The sequence below is a fragment of the Alteromonas sp. C1M14 genome, assembly GCF_018860965.1.
Classification (GTDB): Bacteria; Pseudomonadota; Gammaproteobacteria; order Enterobacterales; family Alteromonadaceae; genus Alteromonas.
This window is the reverse complement of the sequence record NZ_JAHKQF010000008.1, coordinates 326,862-341,272: the sequence shown is the minus strand read 5'-3', so window position 1 is coordinate 341,272 and position 14,411 is coordinate 326,862. Positions and strand designations below refer to the sequence as shown.

Below are 14,411 nucleotides of genomic sequence, written 5' to 3'. Positions count from 1 at the left end.
ACCGTCATGGCCAAGACCTTATATGACAAAGTCTGGGAAGCCCATATCGTCGACCAAATTGGCGACGATAGCTTATTGTATATCGACAGACATTTAATCCACGAAGTGACCTCGCCCCAGGCATTTGCCGGGCTTAATGAAAAAGGGCGCAAAGTTCGACGCCCGGATCGTACCTTCGGTACCATGGATCACAGTATATCCACCCGTTCCCTGGCCATTGATGCCTGTGGCCCGGCTAATGCACTACAGTTAAATACCCTGGCGCAAAACTGTGAAGCCCACGGGGTGAAATTATACCCTGTAGGTCACCAAAAACAGGGCATTGTGCACGTTATGGGGCCAGAATTAGGCCTTATACAGCCGGGCATGACCGTGGTTTGTGGTGACTCTCACACCGCCACTCACGGCGCTTTTGGTGCGTTAGCATTCGGTATCGGTACCTCTCAGGTTGAACACGTACTGGCGACCCAAACGCTAAAACAAAGCAAAGCCAAAAGCATGTTGATAAACGTCAACGGCTCACTGCCTGTAGGCATTACGGCAAAAGATATCATTCTTGCCATTATTGGCCGAATTGGTCATGCCGGTGCCACCGGACACGTTATTGAATACGCCGGCGAAGCCATCCGCTCTTTGACTATGGAAGAAAGGATGACGATTTGTAACATGAGTATAGAAGCTGGGGCGAAAGCCGGTATGGTCGCCCCCGATGATACTACCTTTGCATACGTTAAAGGCCGTGAGTATGCTCCCACTGGCGACAGCTGGGACCAAGCCGTGGCTTATTGGAAAACCCTCTACAGCGATGATGGCGCCCAATTTGATACAGTGGTAGAGCTAGAAGCTGCTGATATTGCTCCGCAGGTAACATGGGGAACGAATCCTGGCCAAGTTATTGGTGTAGATACTCCTGTGCCCGCCCCCACTGACTTTGCCGACGCTGTGGAAAAAGAAAGTGCCACAAAAGCCCTCTCTTATATGGGCTTATCAGCGGGAGAGAAGCTTGCCGATGTGCCAGTAACTCACGTGTTTATTGGCTCCTGTACAAACGGTCGGATAGAAGATCTGCGCGCCGCCGCCTTTATTGCCAAACAAGGTAAAGTGGCTGGCAAGGTAACCGCAATTGTGGTCCCTGGCTCAGGACAAGTAAAACAACAGGCTGAAGAAGAAGGGTTAGATAAAATCTTCATCGATGCCGGTTTTGAATGGCGTCTACCGGGTTGTTCTATGTGTTTAGGCATGAACGACGATATCCTCCAATCTGGCGATCGTTGTGCCTCTACCAGCAACCGTAATTTTGAAGGACGTCAGGGTCGTGGCGCACGTACCCATTTGGTGAGTCCGGCGATGGCGGCAGCAGCAGCAATTAAAGGCCGTTTTGCTGACGTTAGAGAATTTCAGGAGTAAATGATGAGCCAAGGTTTTACTATCCATTCGGGTCGCGCATGTCCCCTTGATCAGGCAAACATCGATACCGACCAAATTATACCCAAGCAATTTTTAACCGGTGTTACCCGTGTTGGTTACGGCAAGCACTTGTTTCATGACTGGCGCTATCTTGACTTACACGAGCAAGAACTGAACCCAGAGTTTGCGCTAAACAAACCTGAATATCAGGGTGCCTCTGTACTGCTGTCACGGGAAAACTTCGGCTGCGGTTCAAGTCGTGAACACGCCCCTTGGGCACTGGCTGACTTTGGTTTTGATGTCATTATTGCCACCTCTTTTGCGGATATTTTTTACGGTAATTGTATCAACAACCAGTTGTTACCGATTGCCTTGCCGTCCACGGACATGGACGCGTTATTTGAGGCGGTGAAGGCAGATCCAAACCTAACCCTTCATATTGATTTGCCCGCACAAACCATTAAAGCTGGCCCATTAACGGTAACATTTGAGATAGCCGAACATCATAAAACTAACTTGATAAAAGGACTGGATGCCATCGGTCAAACCCTTGAGTTAGCCGATACCATCGAAAAGTTTGAGCAGCAACAACCAGCCTGGTTGTAATTGACAAAACTTTTAATGATACTGAAAAGGCGATGATTTACATCGCCTTTTTTATTACCTTAATGTCACAATACAAGGCGTTATATTCTCGTTCACTTTACTTACCAATATGTTGTAGCCTGATGATAAAGGAGTATCCATGCTAAAGAATCTCTCAATTGATGAGGTCGTTCCCGGCATGTTTGTCAACCAAGTTATCGAACAATCACGGAATCTGCGTGTGCGCTCCAAAGGCTTGGTAAAATCCATAGAGGCCATAAAAAAACTCAAAGAAATGGGTATTTTGCGGGTAGAAGTCGATTACGAGAAAAGCCAATTACCTACTGCACAAAATACGCCTAGTCAACCCACGCTTGCACCTTCGTCGCCGCCGTTACGTGGCGCGGATGCCCTACAGGCAGCAAATACCCTGTATGCAGAAGCAGTTGATATCCAAAGTACTTTTTTAGCTACCCTTAATAATCATGCCCCCGCGGATTTGTCCCACGCTGTGGCATTGTCAGAAAGTATCATAGATGCAGTATTTGATAATCAGGATGCCATGTCCTGTCTTACTATGATCAAAAATACCGATCAGTACCTGCTTGAGCATTCCATTAATTGTGCCATTTTAATGGCCATGTTCACCCATCACTTAGGCTACGACCGAGACACCATTGATGATGCTTGTATGGGCGCATTACTCATGGACGTGGGCATGGCGCACCTTCCCCCCGAACTGATCCATAAAGTCGGTACACTTAGCACTTCAGATTGGGACGTTATTCGTACTCATGTTGAAGTAGGTGTGGAGATGGTACAAAGCAGTGAGCAAATCGAAGATTTAACCCTTGCTATCATTGCCCAACATCACGAGCGGGAGGATGGCTCTGGTTATCCAAGAGGACTTTCATCGGCAGACATTAGCCCGTTGGCGAAAATGGCGGCCATTGTTGACAGTTACGACGCAATGATTTCAAGCCGTAGTCATCAGTCCAGTATTACCCCTACAGCCGCGTTAAAACGCTTAACTCGGGACCAAACCCTGGACCAAGCATTGGTTGCTCACTTTATACAATGTGTGGGCGTGCACCCTATCGGTTCATTGGTAAAATTAAAAAGCGGTAGGTTGGGGATTATTAGCAAACAACACCCAGAACAACTTATTAGCCCGGTGGTCATGACTTTTTACAGTATTAACGGCGGCCATTTTAGTGAAATAAAACGTATTGATCTTGCCGCCGTGGATGATGAAATAGAATCGGGGGTGCAACCTAATGAATTTGGTATCAATTTACCCCGCTTCTTCCGCGACGTATTTTTAACACAAATGCCCGCAAGTTAATTTCATTTAAAAAATGGCAATCCTTGCCGCGGCTCACCAATCGGTTAACGCGGCCATAGAAAAGGATTTGCCTTCAAAACTTAAAATCACCCGCTGAGCTTCTATTTTCACTATCTGCACCTTATCGCCAATCCAGTCGCCTTCGGTTAACTGTTGGCCATTAACCCTCACCCATCGGTCAGAGGCACGACTGGCATACATGTGGGCACTAAAAGACATACTGGGCAATCGGGTTAACATGCGTACCGGCAGTTGATCCACGCGGGGCATAGTGTCTCTAACCGTTACCTGTGTATCAGGTTTTTCATCGGTGGCTTTATTGTCTAACTCTGCAATGGCTTGATTAAAGCGGGCCATCAGTTCAGGCGACACCTCCACATTGTCCTCAGGCGGTGCATTTAAAATTTCACCTTCTACATCCTCATCCGTGATCGTCACTTCGGTTTGGCTGTTTGGCGCTGCCGTTGCTATTTTATCTGTTTGAGGTTGTGTCACATCAGGTTGCCCATCGCTACTGGCGATCGTCTCTTCTGGCGTTGGCGCACTCATTGCTGGCGCTTCAACTACCCCGGGGTCTGCTTCTACCTCAGTCTGCGCGGATTGGGCTTCAGGCATCGATGGCGTGGATGTGGCTGCGATTTCCGTTTCGTTAAATGTGGGCCACCAAGCAGGATAAGCCCCAATAAGAAAGCCCAGCCCTCCACCTAACAAAATAACCACTGCAAAGCTGACACCTTGGCGCAGGTATTTTTTCCATAACGAGGGCAGCCCCTGTACCGTGGGCAAAAAGAGACTGCGATTAAATTGTTCAGAAATGCTATGGTCCAAGGCCCGTGCTGAGGTATCCCTGTCACCGCGAATTAACGCTTGGGTTTGGGTTCTATACTGGGTGTTTTTTGCTATTTCTACGGTTTGGTCAGGGTCAATTTCAACTTGTTGAACCCCCATCTCAGACAAGCCTTGTACCATGGCCTGACTAGTAACCAACCCGGACTTTCGAATTTTTACCGGGCCATTCTGTTTGGTGATTTGTATGATCACCATGCCCGGCTTAACACTGTCGATATCTAAAATATCAGACATATCCTCTCCCCAAGCTCACCCCTATAGCAAGCGCAACAATAAAGGCGCCCCCTAAAAACCATTTCATTTTGTGGGCAATACGCTGATAAACCACATCTTCACCGAGGATCTGTTCTGCGGCAGCGAGAAAAATCACCTTTTTTACCACCGCATGTTGTTTGGTAAACGACAAGGTTAATGCCCTATCACAAAGCAGGTTGATAACCCGAGGAATGCCGCCTGTGATTTGATAGATCGCTTTTAAGGCCGACTGACTAAAAATACTAATATCACCATTTGCGACACTCAGGCGATGTGCCACATAAGCTGAGACTTCCGGCGCAGTCAGCGGCAACAAGTGATACCGTGCAGTAATGCGTTGGGCAAGTTGTCGTAGTTCATTACGTTTAAGTAATTGCTGTAACTCAGGTTGGCCAATAAGTACCACTTTAAGTAATTTATCCCGATTGGTTTCTAAATTGGTTAGCAAACGCAACTGCTCTAACACCTCAGGCATTAAATGCTGTGCTTCATCAATCATCAACACGGTGGTAACGCCAGCCTGATGGTTGTCTGCTAATTTAGACAATATACAATCGGTAAAGTACTTTAAGCTGGCCTTATTTCCATCGTAAGCGATGCCCAACTCGTCGCATACAGTAGCCAGAAGTTCCATGGCTGAGAGCGTTGGGTTAAGGATCATGGCGACCTGCGTATTGTCAGGTAACTGCTGTAATAGTTTGCGAGATACGGTGGTTTTCCCCGTTCCTACCTCGCCGGTGAGCATAACAAAGCCACCGCTTTCACGCAGGCCAAAAGTAAGATGAGCCAACGCTTCTTTATGACGCGGGCTCATATAAAGGTAATCTGGGTTGGGCGCTATAGAAAAAGGATTATCATTAAGCCCGAAGTAATTGAGATACATGCAGTTGAAATAGTTAGCGATTGACGCCGACTAAACTACCCATCCCCACACCAGAAGTCAAAATCAAAGCGATTGAATGCGAAAAAAAGCTGTATCTGGCATAATTCACCCAAACAAAGGGGTAGTGATGGTTATGAAAATTTATCTGGTAGGAGGGGCGGTAAGAGACGCTCAGCTAGGTCGACAGGTAACAGAAAAAGATTGGGTGGTGGTTGGTGCAACCCCAGAACAAATGCTGGCAAAAGGTTATACCCAAGTAGGCAAAGACTTTCCTGTTTTTCTGCACCCAGCCACCAAAGAAGAATATGCCCTTGCCCGAACGGAACGCAAATCCGGTAAAGGCTACACCGGCTTTGTTTGTCATGCCACCCCTGAGGTAACACTAGAACAAGACTTACAACGCCGAGATCTTACCATCAATGCGATGGCGCAAAGTGCGGATGGTCACATTGTCGACCCTTACCATGGTCTCAGTGACCTAAATAAACGGTTATTGCGCCATGTGTCCCCTGCGTTTGCCGAAGATCCGTTACGGGTGTTTCGTGTTGCGCGATTTGCAGCACGTTATGCTCACCTTGGTTTTACCGTGGCACCAGAAACCATCACACTTATGCAAACCATGGCCGCCGATGACGAACTGGCTCACCTCACCGCAGAGCGAGTGTGCAAAGAAACCATGCGCAGCCTAACCGAGCAGCATCCACAGGTGTATTTTCAAACACTTGAACAAAGCCATAGTTTAGTGCCTTGGTTTAGCGAGTTAACAACTATTTTGCCCCAAGTGAACCAGCAATTAAGCCAGGCAGCACAATACACCAACGACCCCTTAATACTGTGGGCCGTTATTGGTGCCCAATGCCCTGTTACCCACGCCAAAGCATTATGTGCTCGCTTAAAATGCGCGAATAACATCACTGAGTTATGTGTTTTAAGTAGCCGCTTTTGTCATATTTTACACCACCCCATTAGCCCCCAAGCGTGCCTTGATGTATTCAATCAATGTGATGTGTGGCGTAAACACGAGCGTTTTTTACACTTGCTTAGCGTGGTCAAACTCACCTCAAGCACACCAGAGTTGCAATGCAAACAAAACGAAAAAATAAAGCAGGCGCTTTTTGCTGCAAAAGAACTCAACGCACAGAAATTTATCGCTGAAGGTTTGCAAGGGCCAGAAATTGGAAGCGCTATGAACCACGGGCGATTAACGCTGATTCGTCAACATTTAATATAGCCTTATTGGCAGTAACTTTAATATCAATCGTGAGAACTGAAGTGCTATAATGGTGTTTTGATTATTGCGCTGTGAGATAGAATGACATTTGAAGAATTAGAACTTGACGATGCCCTTTGTCGGGCCGTGGCAGAAATGGGATATGACGCGCCAACTTCTATTCAGTCTCTTGTTATCCCACCGGCTATGGATGGCAAAGACATCCTGGCCTCGGCCCCCACGGGCACGGGTAAAACAGCGGCATTTTTGCTACCTGCATGCCAATATTTGCTCGATTTTCCGCGCACCGAACCTGGCGCGACCCGTGTACTCATTCTTACCCCAACTCGAGAACTTGCCTTACAAGTCTATGCTCAAGCCTGTGCAATAACTCGCTTTACGGAGCTAGCCTGCGGCGTGATCACCGGGGGCATCAATTACGGCACAGACAGAGACACTTTAAGTGAGAACCTGGATATTCTGGTGGCCACGCCGGGACGCCTTTTTGAGCACATAGAAAAAGAGTCCGCCGATTGCCGTAATATTGAATGTTTGATATTGGATGAAGCCGATCGCATGCTCGATATGGGCTTTAGTGGTATTGTGGGGCAAATTGCAGCAGAAGCACGCTGGCGTAAACAAAACATGTTATTTTCTGCCACGCTAGAAGGCCCTGGGGTGAAATACTTCGCCCGAGATATTCTAAACGAACCGGTAGAACTTGAAGCTAACCCGTCACGCAAAGAAAAAGCCAAAACCCATCAGTGGTATCACTTGGCCGACGATTACGCTCACAAAGAAGCACTGTTAAAACACATCCTCAGTAATGATATTACCAATGCGGTGGTATTTGTTAAAACCCGCGAACGGTTACAAACGTTAAAAGATAGCCTGATGTCGGCGCAAATCCATGTGGCTTGGTTACAAGGTGAAATGCCACAAGATAAACGCAACGCTGCACTGGCCCGCTTTAAAGCCGGTGAGGTGCCGGTGTTATTGGCCACCGATGTTGCAGCGCGAGGAATCGATGTGCCTAATGTAAGCCATGTGATCAACTTTGACATGCCGAGAAAAGCCGACATCTACGTACACAGGATTGGCCGCACAGGACGGGCTGGCGCCAAAGGTACAGCCATTAGCCTTATCGAGGCCCATGATTATGAAATGGTAGGCAAGGTATCACGTTACCTTGGCGAACCCTTCAAAGCCCGTTTTATTGATGGCCTGCGTCCTAAACACAAGCCACCCAAAGTTGTGGCCAAGAAAAAAAGTAAAACTGTAAAAGCAAAGAAGAAAAAAAATGGAAAGAAAACCGGCTGAGGAGACTGCCATGACCTTCCCTGAAAAAATTGTCTTAGCATCAGGCAATGCAGGTAAAGTAAAAGAGTTTACCCATTTGTTCGCCCCGATGAGTGTTACTGTGGTAGCCCAAAAAGAACTCGGGGTAAGTGATGTTCCTGAAACCGGCACCACCTTTGTGGAAAATGCGATAATTAAAGCTCGGCATGCAGCTAAAGAAACTGGGTTACCCACCATTGCTGATGATTCCGGTCTAGTAGTGAATGCCTTAGGCGGCGCGCCGGGAATTTACTCTGCTCGCTATGCCGGCAGCAATGCAACAGATTCTGACAATGTGGATAAACTGCTAGCGGCCTTAGCCGACACCCCAGAGCGCCGTGCCCATTTCTTCTGTTTGTTGGTGTTTATGCGCCACGCAGACGATCCCGTACCTCTTATTAGCCAAGGCTATTGGCACGGCACCATCACTCGTGAAATCTCCGGTCATGGGGGCTTTGGTTATGATCCCGTATTTCATGTTCCCTCCCATGGTTGCACCGCTGCTGAACTCGATAGAAAACTGAAAAATCAAATTAGTCATCGGGGTCAAGCCATGTCATTTTTGCTCGAACAAATGAGACAAACATTTGCGTAACCCGCCCCTTAGCCTTTACATACATATTCCGTGGTGCGTGCAGAAATGCCCGTACTGTGATTTTAATTCTCATGGGCTGAAATCGGCTTTACCTGAACAAGAATATATTTCCCATTTGTTGAGCGATCTTGAGCACGATAAAACCTACGTGTCGAATCGACAAGTCACAAGCATTTTTATCGGCGGCGGTACGCCCAGTTTATTTTCAGCCGATGCCATTGGTAAGTTACTCAGTGGGGTTAAAAATACCATTGCGGTGTCGCCCACAGCAGAAATAACACTAGAGGCAAACCCAGGGACATTGGAATCCGCTCGCTTTAATGGCTATGCCGAAGCAGGGGTCAATAGGATTTCCATGGGCGTACAAAGCTTCCAAAACGTGCACCTGACTGGACTAGGACGTATTCATGATGCCCAGCAGGCTTTAAATGCTATTTTGCAGGCTCAAAATGCGCCGTTAAACAGCTTTAATATCGATCTTATGCACGGGTTACCCCAGCAATCCTTAGCCAATGCCATGTCCGATTTAACCAAAGCTATTGACCAATCCCCTGCCCACCTTTCTTGGTATCAATTAACGATTGAGCCTAATACTCCTTTTTATTCCAAGCCGCCTGAATTACCAGACGACGACACATTGTGGGATATTCAGGCGAAAGGGCATGCTTTATTAGAGGACGCTGGGTACCAGCAATACGAAATATCCGGTTATAGCAAGCCCGGCTTTCAATGCCAGCACAACCTTAACTATTGGCGCTTTGGTGATTACCTTGGTATTGGCTGTGGCGCCCACGGTAAGATCACCGACGCCGATAATGGTCGTATTACCCGCACCGTTAAAGTCAAGCACCCTCGCGGCTATATGGATATAACTCGTCCATACTTAGATAAAGCCGTTGCTGTAGAGCAAGATGACTTGGCATTCGAGTTTTTTATGAATCGCTTTAGGTTGGTTGAACCATGTCCAAAATCAGACTTCGCTGACTTTACCGGCGCCACCCTCACTGAAGAGCAACAACAGGCGCTACATCAAGCCGTTGAACAAGCATTACTGCAGGAAAGCGCCCACCAGTGGCAGGTCACGCCTAAGGGACGGCGTTATTTGAACACCTTGTTGTCTGCCTTTGTCTAATTTTGTAGCCTGATTTTAACCAAAGATGGTGAACGCTAGCAGTTTATTCAGAAATGATAATATCGAAGGGTTGCAGTGCAGGTACGTTGTCTCGTAATTTCTCTTCAAGCATATTGAGTTTTTTCAATTTATGGCAGAACCACTGGGCGCGGTTATTCAAGGAGGCGGCGCCATCTTCCATATCTAACTGCTCGCCAACGGCACCGAGCTGACGGGTGATCTCTTCTAAGCGTTCACTGCTAATATCCACATGATTTTTGTCCATACCTCCGATAGCAGAAAGTATACCGCCCACCGACATAGATATGGCCTCTTCAAGTTGCGCTTCGATTTCACTGTCAACGAAATGATCCACGCTTTCTAAGGAACCCGGACCAATAAAGTAGTGATTACTGGCGTGGCGAAATTTATCTTTCACGCGGTTGCGTACCCGCTCCATGGCCTGACGAAGCTTTTCGTAACTTTCGTGATCCGAGCCCACTAACCCTTGATAGACGTTATCCACGGTATCTGCCGCTAAATCTACCCCTTCGGTAGCCAACACGATCATTTTTGGCACCACATAGTGCAAGCCTGTGGTGTAATCACGAAGCCACCGACGTTGTTGTACGGTAAGCGCTTGCCAGCGCCCTTTAACAAATAATTGATCTTGACCATTTATCTGTACCACCGTGCGGCTTTTATCAAGAATACGAACTTGATGATCATTTACTACCAGACCGTAGGCAAAATCGATATCGCACAAATTACCCGCAAACACCGTAGTAGGCAGTTGGGCAAAGGTGAGCAGAAGCCACAGAGAGGGAAAAAAGCTTTTTCGCATATTCATGCGATTCATTGTGTACGCGCAGCACGTAAATAAAAAGCCGCGATGGGTTCAACTTGCTAAAATTCAGGTTGAATAAATCACAGCCTTTTACCGTGGATATTGGCATTAATCCCGTTGGGTTTTTACCAGCCTTACGTAGATAAACCGGTCTTTCTCTTTAATTGAGTGGCTGGCATTAAAGAAGGCAACTACCCACGCTCTGAGCGGATCTTCAAGGGACGGTGTCGATGTCCAAAAATCATCCGGTGGCGTATTAGGAAATACCGATTCATTAATAGCAGGACGAACACAAAGACGCTCGGTTATGGAAGCCAATTCTTTGATATTGGGCAACCGCCACCCTTCCAAAGCTTGTGCATCTTCACTTTGTGCTGCAAGCAAAGCATCTTGCCAGTGGTATTTTACCGCGGTGCCACTGCAGGTGTCATCGCTCCACGTTTGCCCTAGGGCGCAGCGCTGCCAAATCAGGCCCGTGGCAGTCTGTAAGACGGTTCCGTCACCCATATCTTCAAATTCATCATCCGCTGCCGTTTCAACGCCATCACTTAGGCAGGTTTGCGCCGCTAAAGACAATGACCAGAAACACAAAAAGCACACCATTAAATATTTCATCATTACCTTCCTGCCCGTACAAGACGCACCCGATTGGCACTCGATTTAATCAAAAAGTTATCCAACCCAGTGGCAAAATCCAACGCCCACGCATTTTGTGCCGCATCACCCGACACCCCATCGGCGCTGGGTATAGACGTCCAATACCAAAGCCGACCATCACTGTCAGGCGTTCCTAGAAACGGAAAATAGGTATCATCAATTAAGGTACCACTGGCTAAACCAAAGTGGACAATTGACATTAACTCTTCATGGCTAGGCATGCGCCAGTCGTAAAAACCACACAAGCCGGCGCTGTTCGCTGCGGTCACGTATGCTTGGGTATTACAATTGGTCAACGTACAAAGACTATCTGCCCCGTTTAATGTTCCGGCCAAGCCCCCATTTTCATCCGTGAAGTACCATGAGTACAGATGGCCATCGTCATGCAAACCACCATCTTCAGTTTTCTTTTCCCAAATCAGGCCGGTAATATTATCTCGCACACACGACCAAGCCTGGGAGGTATCGTCTTCTTCATCACCGTTACTATTTAGTTTGGTAAAATCAAAACCAGCCTTACCCCGTCCGGCTTTTTCTAACAAACCCGCTTCGTTAACAATGTCGCCTCCACGTTGACCATCTTGTCCAGGGTAAGCGTTTTGTTGAGAATTAGTATAGGCGTTGTCGTTGGCTTGCACTGTCACGCCGGTATCGTTCATTAAAGGAATGGGAAAAGGATAAACCCACACTTCAACTTCGTCATACACCAAGTGATCGAAATTATCCGCTACTGCCAATGTGTAAGTTAACAAGGTTTCCTCTGTCACTTGTGGCGCCACGGCATAGGTCGATAGCGCTTCATCATCAACGATGGTGTTTGCCGCGCTACTTGAAGGCACCCATCTGGCAGTCAAGGGTAAACCCGCCGTTACTGTTGTGTCGGCATCCCCTTCTAAAATAATCCGTTCGCCGCTAAACAACGACTGATCTGATCCGGCATAAACCGTAGGTAAGGTTTCACTTTCCGACAATACATTCAATGTGACAGAAGCGGTATTGGTTGCGCCCTCTGCATCGGTTACCGTTAATTCAAACGTCAATTGCTGACCTTCGCTTTCAACGGGCATCACAAGTAGGAGAATGGGGGCATCGGTGGTGACATTATTCAGTACACTGCTACCTGTGGTTTGTTGCCATTCCCATGCACTGATGGGGTTTGCCTCATCGGGGGCATCTTCATCGGTACTAGCTGAGCCACTTAACACTACCGCGCCACCGGCAGAAAATGTATTGATGGCCTGCCCGTCTTCTTGCTCCACGGTAATATCTGCCACCGGCGTTATATTGACCGGCTTAACGACCACATTTAGGGTGTCGGTGTCGCTATTTCCTGTGCTATTGGTGGCGGTTAGCGTTAACACATACGTGGTGTCTACCGTGACTGCAGGGGCAGTAAAAATGGCATCGGAAACCGACGTGTCATCATGGGTAATGGTGGCTTGGGGAGAGGCGGACCAGTGCCAGATTAGCGTGTCGGTTTCACCGGTGGCATCACCGGAAATCGCCACATCTGTCGCCTCCAATACTTGAATATCATCACCGGCGTTTACATATACTGCATTACTCGCGTTTCCCTCATCAGCACTATCTGAACCGCCACCACATGCCACTAACGTGGTTAACAGTAATAAGATCAGGCCTGATTGAATCGATAATGTGTGTTTTAAATGCATGTACTTAGTCACTATTCTAATTATGTGTGGTTGGTAACATGCCCTGGTTAACGAGAAGACTGGCGTTCCAGTTGCTCTTCATTAGTTACCTGCATGGCTTCCAGTTGCTTTTTACCTGACGCAATTTCTGTCATGTCATAAACCATCATACTGATATGTTCAGTGTGACCCGATGTGGATGTCAGCGGTGCCAGCGTTATATTCTGATACATATGGGGTTCACTTCCTGTAATCGGCCGGTAATTGTAAAACTTGAAAAGATAAGGACGCTGCTCCCAGGTCATAAATGCCCGGGTTTTAAGTTCAAAGACCGGCTTTGCTTTTTTCGCAAACCAGGCCTCGTTAATATGGGGAAAAAGGGCAAAAAGTGACTTTCCATGCACCTGACTAGGACGCAAACCACTGTGGCTTTCCATAAAGCCATTCCACACTTTCACACGAAATGATTTATCCAGCACCACAATACCTACATCCACCGTTTGCAGCATATCCATCATCCAGTGAAACCCTTGCATATCGTCTTGTTCACTGCCCTGCATTATAAGTCCTCCAACAAGTGGGCCAGCTTGGTGTTCATGGTGTGCATGGACTCCTCAGTAAACAAAATGATGAGATCACAACGCACATTGTAACCCTCTAAGCCATAACTTAGTTCTATGGCTAAAGTACGTTTCCACTGCATCTTGCTGCCTTGCAAAATATCGGTAATAGCCCGATGCTGCCCAAGTACCAGGGGCTGACCTTGGGCAAAAGTAACATCTAACTGTTGGGCCAAGCCGCTAAGCAAGGTCCCAATCAGGATGCTGGCAGCATCCATTAACAATTCAAGCTGAAGTTGATCATCCACTTTGTCTTTCACATCAAGAATTTTCGCTACGTCTTCAAAGCTCGAATCACTGAGAATACACAACACTTCACCACATATGCCGGAACCAATGAAACCTTGGCAGATGGCCGAAACCTCCTCTTGGGCCTCAATATCAGATAACATCATATGCATTTCTGAGGCTTCGATAATGTTCACATTGGGAATAGGCAGATGCACAAACACATTCATTGTGCGGGCAAGATGATCCCCGGCTTGCCCCATGGCAATATTGGTAATTTCCTGATAACAGTCGCGAATATCAGCATCTAAGATCACCCGCGATTCACCGTCGGCGGCTTCGTTCATCAGCTTTAGTTTTATCAGTTCTTTGGCTAAGGTGGCGGGGTCTACCGGCTTGTGAATAAAGCCAAGGGCACCGAGTTGCATTACCCGCTCGTAAGCTTCGGGCTGGATATCACCGGAAATAACGATAACTTGTGTGGAGAGGTTGTGTTCGCGAATGGTTTGCAGGGTTTCATATCCATCCATCACAGGCATGTTTAAATCAAGGAGTAACAACTGACCTTTGCCTTGTTTTAACCCTGCGATAGCTTCCTGGCCATTTTTAGCAAAGTGTACGGCCACGTCCCAGTCAGAGGGCAGACATTTTGCCACCTGCTTTCTCGCAACTAACGAGTCATCGCACACTAAAATTGATATCATGAAAACGCCAGTCCTTATCTGATTACACGAAATCGCCTGTCTACTTGAAAAGGCTTACCCCTCATTTCCAATAAGGTAAACAAGATGAAAGAATTTCCTTATTACATTGATAGCAGGAATTGGCG

Annotated in this window: 14 protein-coding genes; 7 read left to right on the top strand and 7 right to left on the bottom strand. The window is 47.3% G+C overall.

The window, feature by feature from the left end:
• Positions 1-6: 6 nt before the first annotated feature.
• From leuC to KO501_RS06180, 3 genes are all read left to right on the top strand, one after another.
• A complete protein-coding gene (gene leuC / locus KO501_RS06190; protein ID WP_216028772.1) occupies positions 7-1,407 on the top strand; it encodes a 3-isopropylmalate dehydratase large subunit in 1,401 nt (466 codons plus the stop codon).
• Positions 1,408-2,013: a 3-isopropylmalate dehydratase small subunit gene (gene leuD / locus KO501_RS06185; RefSeq protein ID WP_216028771.1), complete on the top strand. Its 606-nt coding sequence runs from the start codon at positions 1,408-1,410 to the stop codon at positions 2,011-2,013.
• A gap of 139 nt (positions 2,014-2,152) precedes the next feature.
• Positions 2,153-3,337 carry an HD domain-containing phosphohydrolase gene (locus KO501_RS06180; protein ID WP_216028770.1) on the top strand — a complete coding sequence of 395 codons (1,185 nt, stop codon included), beginning with the start codon at positions 2,153-2,155 and terminating at the stop codon, positions 3,335-3,337.
• Between the two features lie 33 nt (positions 3,338-3,370).
• On the opposite strand, the gene KO501_RS06175 is transcribed toward KO501_RS06180, so the two are convergent.
• Positions 3,371-4,420, bottom strand: coding sequence for a general secretion pathway protein GspB (locus KO501_RS06175; protein WP_216028769.1), 1,050 nt, complete (start codon positions 4,418-4,420; stop codon positions 3,371-3,373).
• Complete coding sequence (locus KO501_RS06170; RefSeq protein WP_216028768.1) at positions 4,413-5,324, bottom strand: AAA family ATPase; 912 nt, start codon at positions 5,322-5,324, stop codon at positions 4,413-4,415. Before KO501_RS06170 ends, KO501_RS06175 begins: the two co-directional genes overlap by 8 nt.
• Before the next feature lie 133 nt (positions 5,325-5,457).
• On the opposite strand from KO501_RS06170, the gene KO501_RS06165 reads away from it, so the two are divergent.
• From KO501_RS06165 to hemW, 4 genes are all read left to right on the top strand, one after another.
• On the top strand, positions 5,458-6,555 hold the full coding sequence (locus KO501_RS06165; protein ID WP_216028767.1) for a CCA tRNA nucleotidyltransferase: 1,098 nt from the start codon (positions 5,458-5,460) through the stop codon (positions 6,553-6,555).
• A gap of 81 nt (positions 6,556-6,636) precedes the next feature.
• Positions 6,637-7,854 (top strand): ATP-dependent RNA helicase SrmB, encoded by a 1,218-nt coding sequence (gene srmB, locus KO501_RS06160; RefSeq protein WP_216028766.1) that lies wholly within the window; start codon positions 6,637-6,639, stop codon positions 7,852-7,854.
• A gap of 10 nt (positions 7,855-7,864) precedes the next feature.
• Positions 7,865-8,467, top strand: a complete 603-nt coding sequence (gene rdgB / locus KO501_RS06155) for an RdgB/HAM1 family non-canonical purine NTP pyrophosphatase (protein ID WP_216029053.1) — start codon at positions 7,865-7,867, stop codon at positions 8,465-8,467.
• Entirely contained in the window at positions 8,460-9,599 is a 1,140-nt protein-coding gene (gene hemW, locus KO501_RS06150) for a radical SAM family heme chaperone HemW (RefSeq protein ID WP_216028765.1), read from the top strand. Before rdgB ends, hemW begins: the two co-directional genes overlap by 8 nt.
• Positions 9,600-9,642: 43 nt before the next feature.
• Here the strand turns inward: hemW and KO501_RS06145 are convergent, their stop codons facing one another.
• The 5 genes from KO501_RS06145 to KO501_RS06125 all read right to left on the bottom strand — a co-directional run bounded on the left by KO501_RS06145 (position 9,643) and on the right by KO501_RS06125 (position 14,286).
• On the bottom strand, positions 9,643-10,428 hold the full coding sequence (locus KO501_RS06145; RefSeq protein WP_252728188.1) for a DUF2884 family protein: 786 nt from the start codon (positions 10,426-10,428) through the stop codon (positions 9,643-9,645).
• 105 nt (positions 10,429-10,533) lie between these two features.
• Entirely contained in the window at positions 10,534-11,040 is a 507-nt protein-coding gene (locus tag KO501_RS06140; protein ID WP_216029051.1) for a DUF1566 domain-containing protein, read from the bottom strand.
• A 2-nt stretch (positions 11,041-11,042) separates the two neighbouring features.
• Entirely contained in the window at positions 11,043-12,755 is a 1,713-nt protein-coding gene (locus KO501_RS06135) for a DUF1566 domain-containing protein (RefSeq protein WP_216028764.1), read from the bottom strand.
• Positions 12,756-12,802: 47 nt separating this feature from the next.
• Positions 12,803-13,294 carry a PAS domain-containing protein gene (locus tag KO501_RS06130; protein ID WP_216028763.1) on the bottom strand — a complete coding sequence of 164 codons (492 nt, stop codon included), beginning with the start codon at positions 13,292-13,294 and terminating at the stop codon, positions 12,803-12,805.
• Positions 13,294-14,286, bottom strand: coding sequence for a response regulator (locus KO501_RS06125; RefSeq protein ID WP_216028762.1), 993 nt, complete (start codon positions 14,284-14,286; stop codon positions 13,294-13,296). Before KO501_RS06125 ends, KO501_RS06130 begins: the two co-directional genes overlap by 1 nt.
• Positions 14,287-14,411 lie beyond the last annotated feature (125 nt).

Coding starts and splice junctions, on each gene's coding strand:
- leuC (WP_216028772.1), top strand. CDS start 7: ATGGCCAAGACCTTATATGACAAAGTCTGGGAAGCCCATATCGTCGAC.
- leuD (WP_216028771.1), top strand. CDS start 1,408: ATGATGAGCCAAGGTTTTACTATCCATTCGGGTCGCGCATGTCCCCTT.
- KO501_RS06180 (WP_216028770.1), top strand. CDS start 2,153: ATGCTAAAGAATCTCTCAATTGATGAGGTCGTTCCCGGCATGTTTGTC.
- KO501_RS06175 (WP_216028769.1), bottom strand. CDS start 4,420: ATGTCTGATATTTTAGATATCGACAGTGTTAAGCCGGGCATGGTGATC.
- KO501_RS06170 (WP_216028768.1), bottom strand. CDS start 5,324: ATGTATCTCAATTACTTCGGGCTTAATGATAATCCTTTTTCTATAGCG.
- KO501_RS06165 (WP_216028767.1), top strand. CDS start 5,458: ATGAAAATTTATCTGGTAGGAGGGGCGGTAAGAGACGCTCAGCTAGGT.
- srmB (WP_216028766.1), top strand. CDS start 6,637: ATGACATTTGAAGAATTAGAACTTGACGATGCCCTTTGTCGGGCCGTG.
- rdgB (WP_216029053.1), top strand. CDS start 7,865: ATGACCTTCCCTGAAAAAATTGTCTTAGCATCAGGCAATGCAGGTAAA.
- KO501_RS06145 (WP_252728188.1), bottom strand. CDS start 10,428: ATGAATATGCGAAAAAGCTTTTTTCCCTCTCTGTGGCTTCTGCTCACC.
- KO501_RS06140 (WP_216029051.1), bottom strand. CDS start 11,040: ATGAAATATTTAATGGTGTGCTTTTTGTGTTTCTGGTCATTGTCTTTA.
- KO501_RS06135 (WP_216028764.1), bottom strand. CDS start 12,755: ATGCATTTAAAACACACATTATCGATTCAATCAGGCCTGATCTTATTA.
- KO501_RS06130 (WP_216028763.1), bottom strand. CDS start 13,294: ATGCAGGGCAGTGAACAAGACGATATGCAAGGGTTTCACTGGATGATG.
- KO501_RS06125 (WP_216028762.1), bottom strand. CDS start 14,286: ATGATATCAATTTTAGTGTGCGATGACTCGTTAGTTGCGAGAAAGCAG.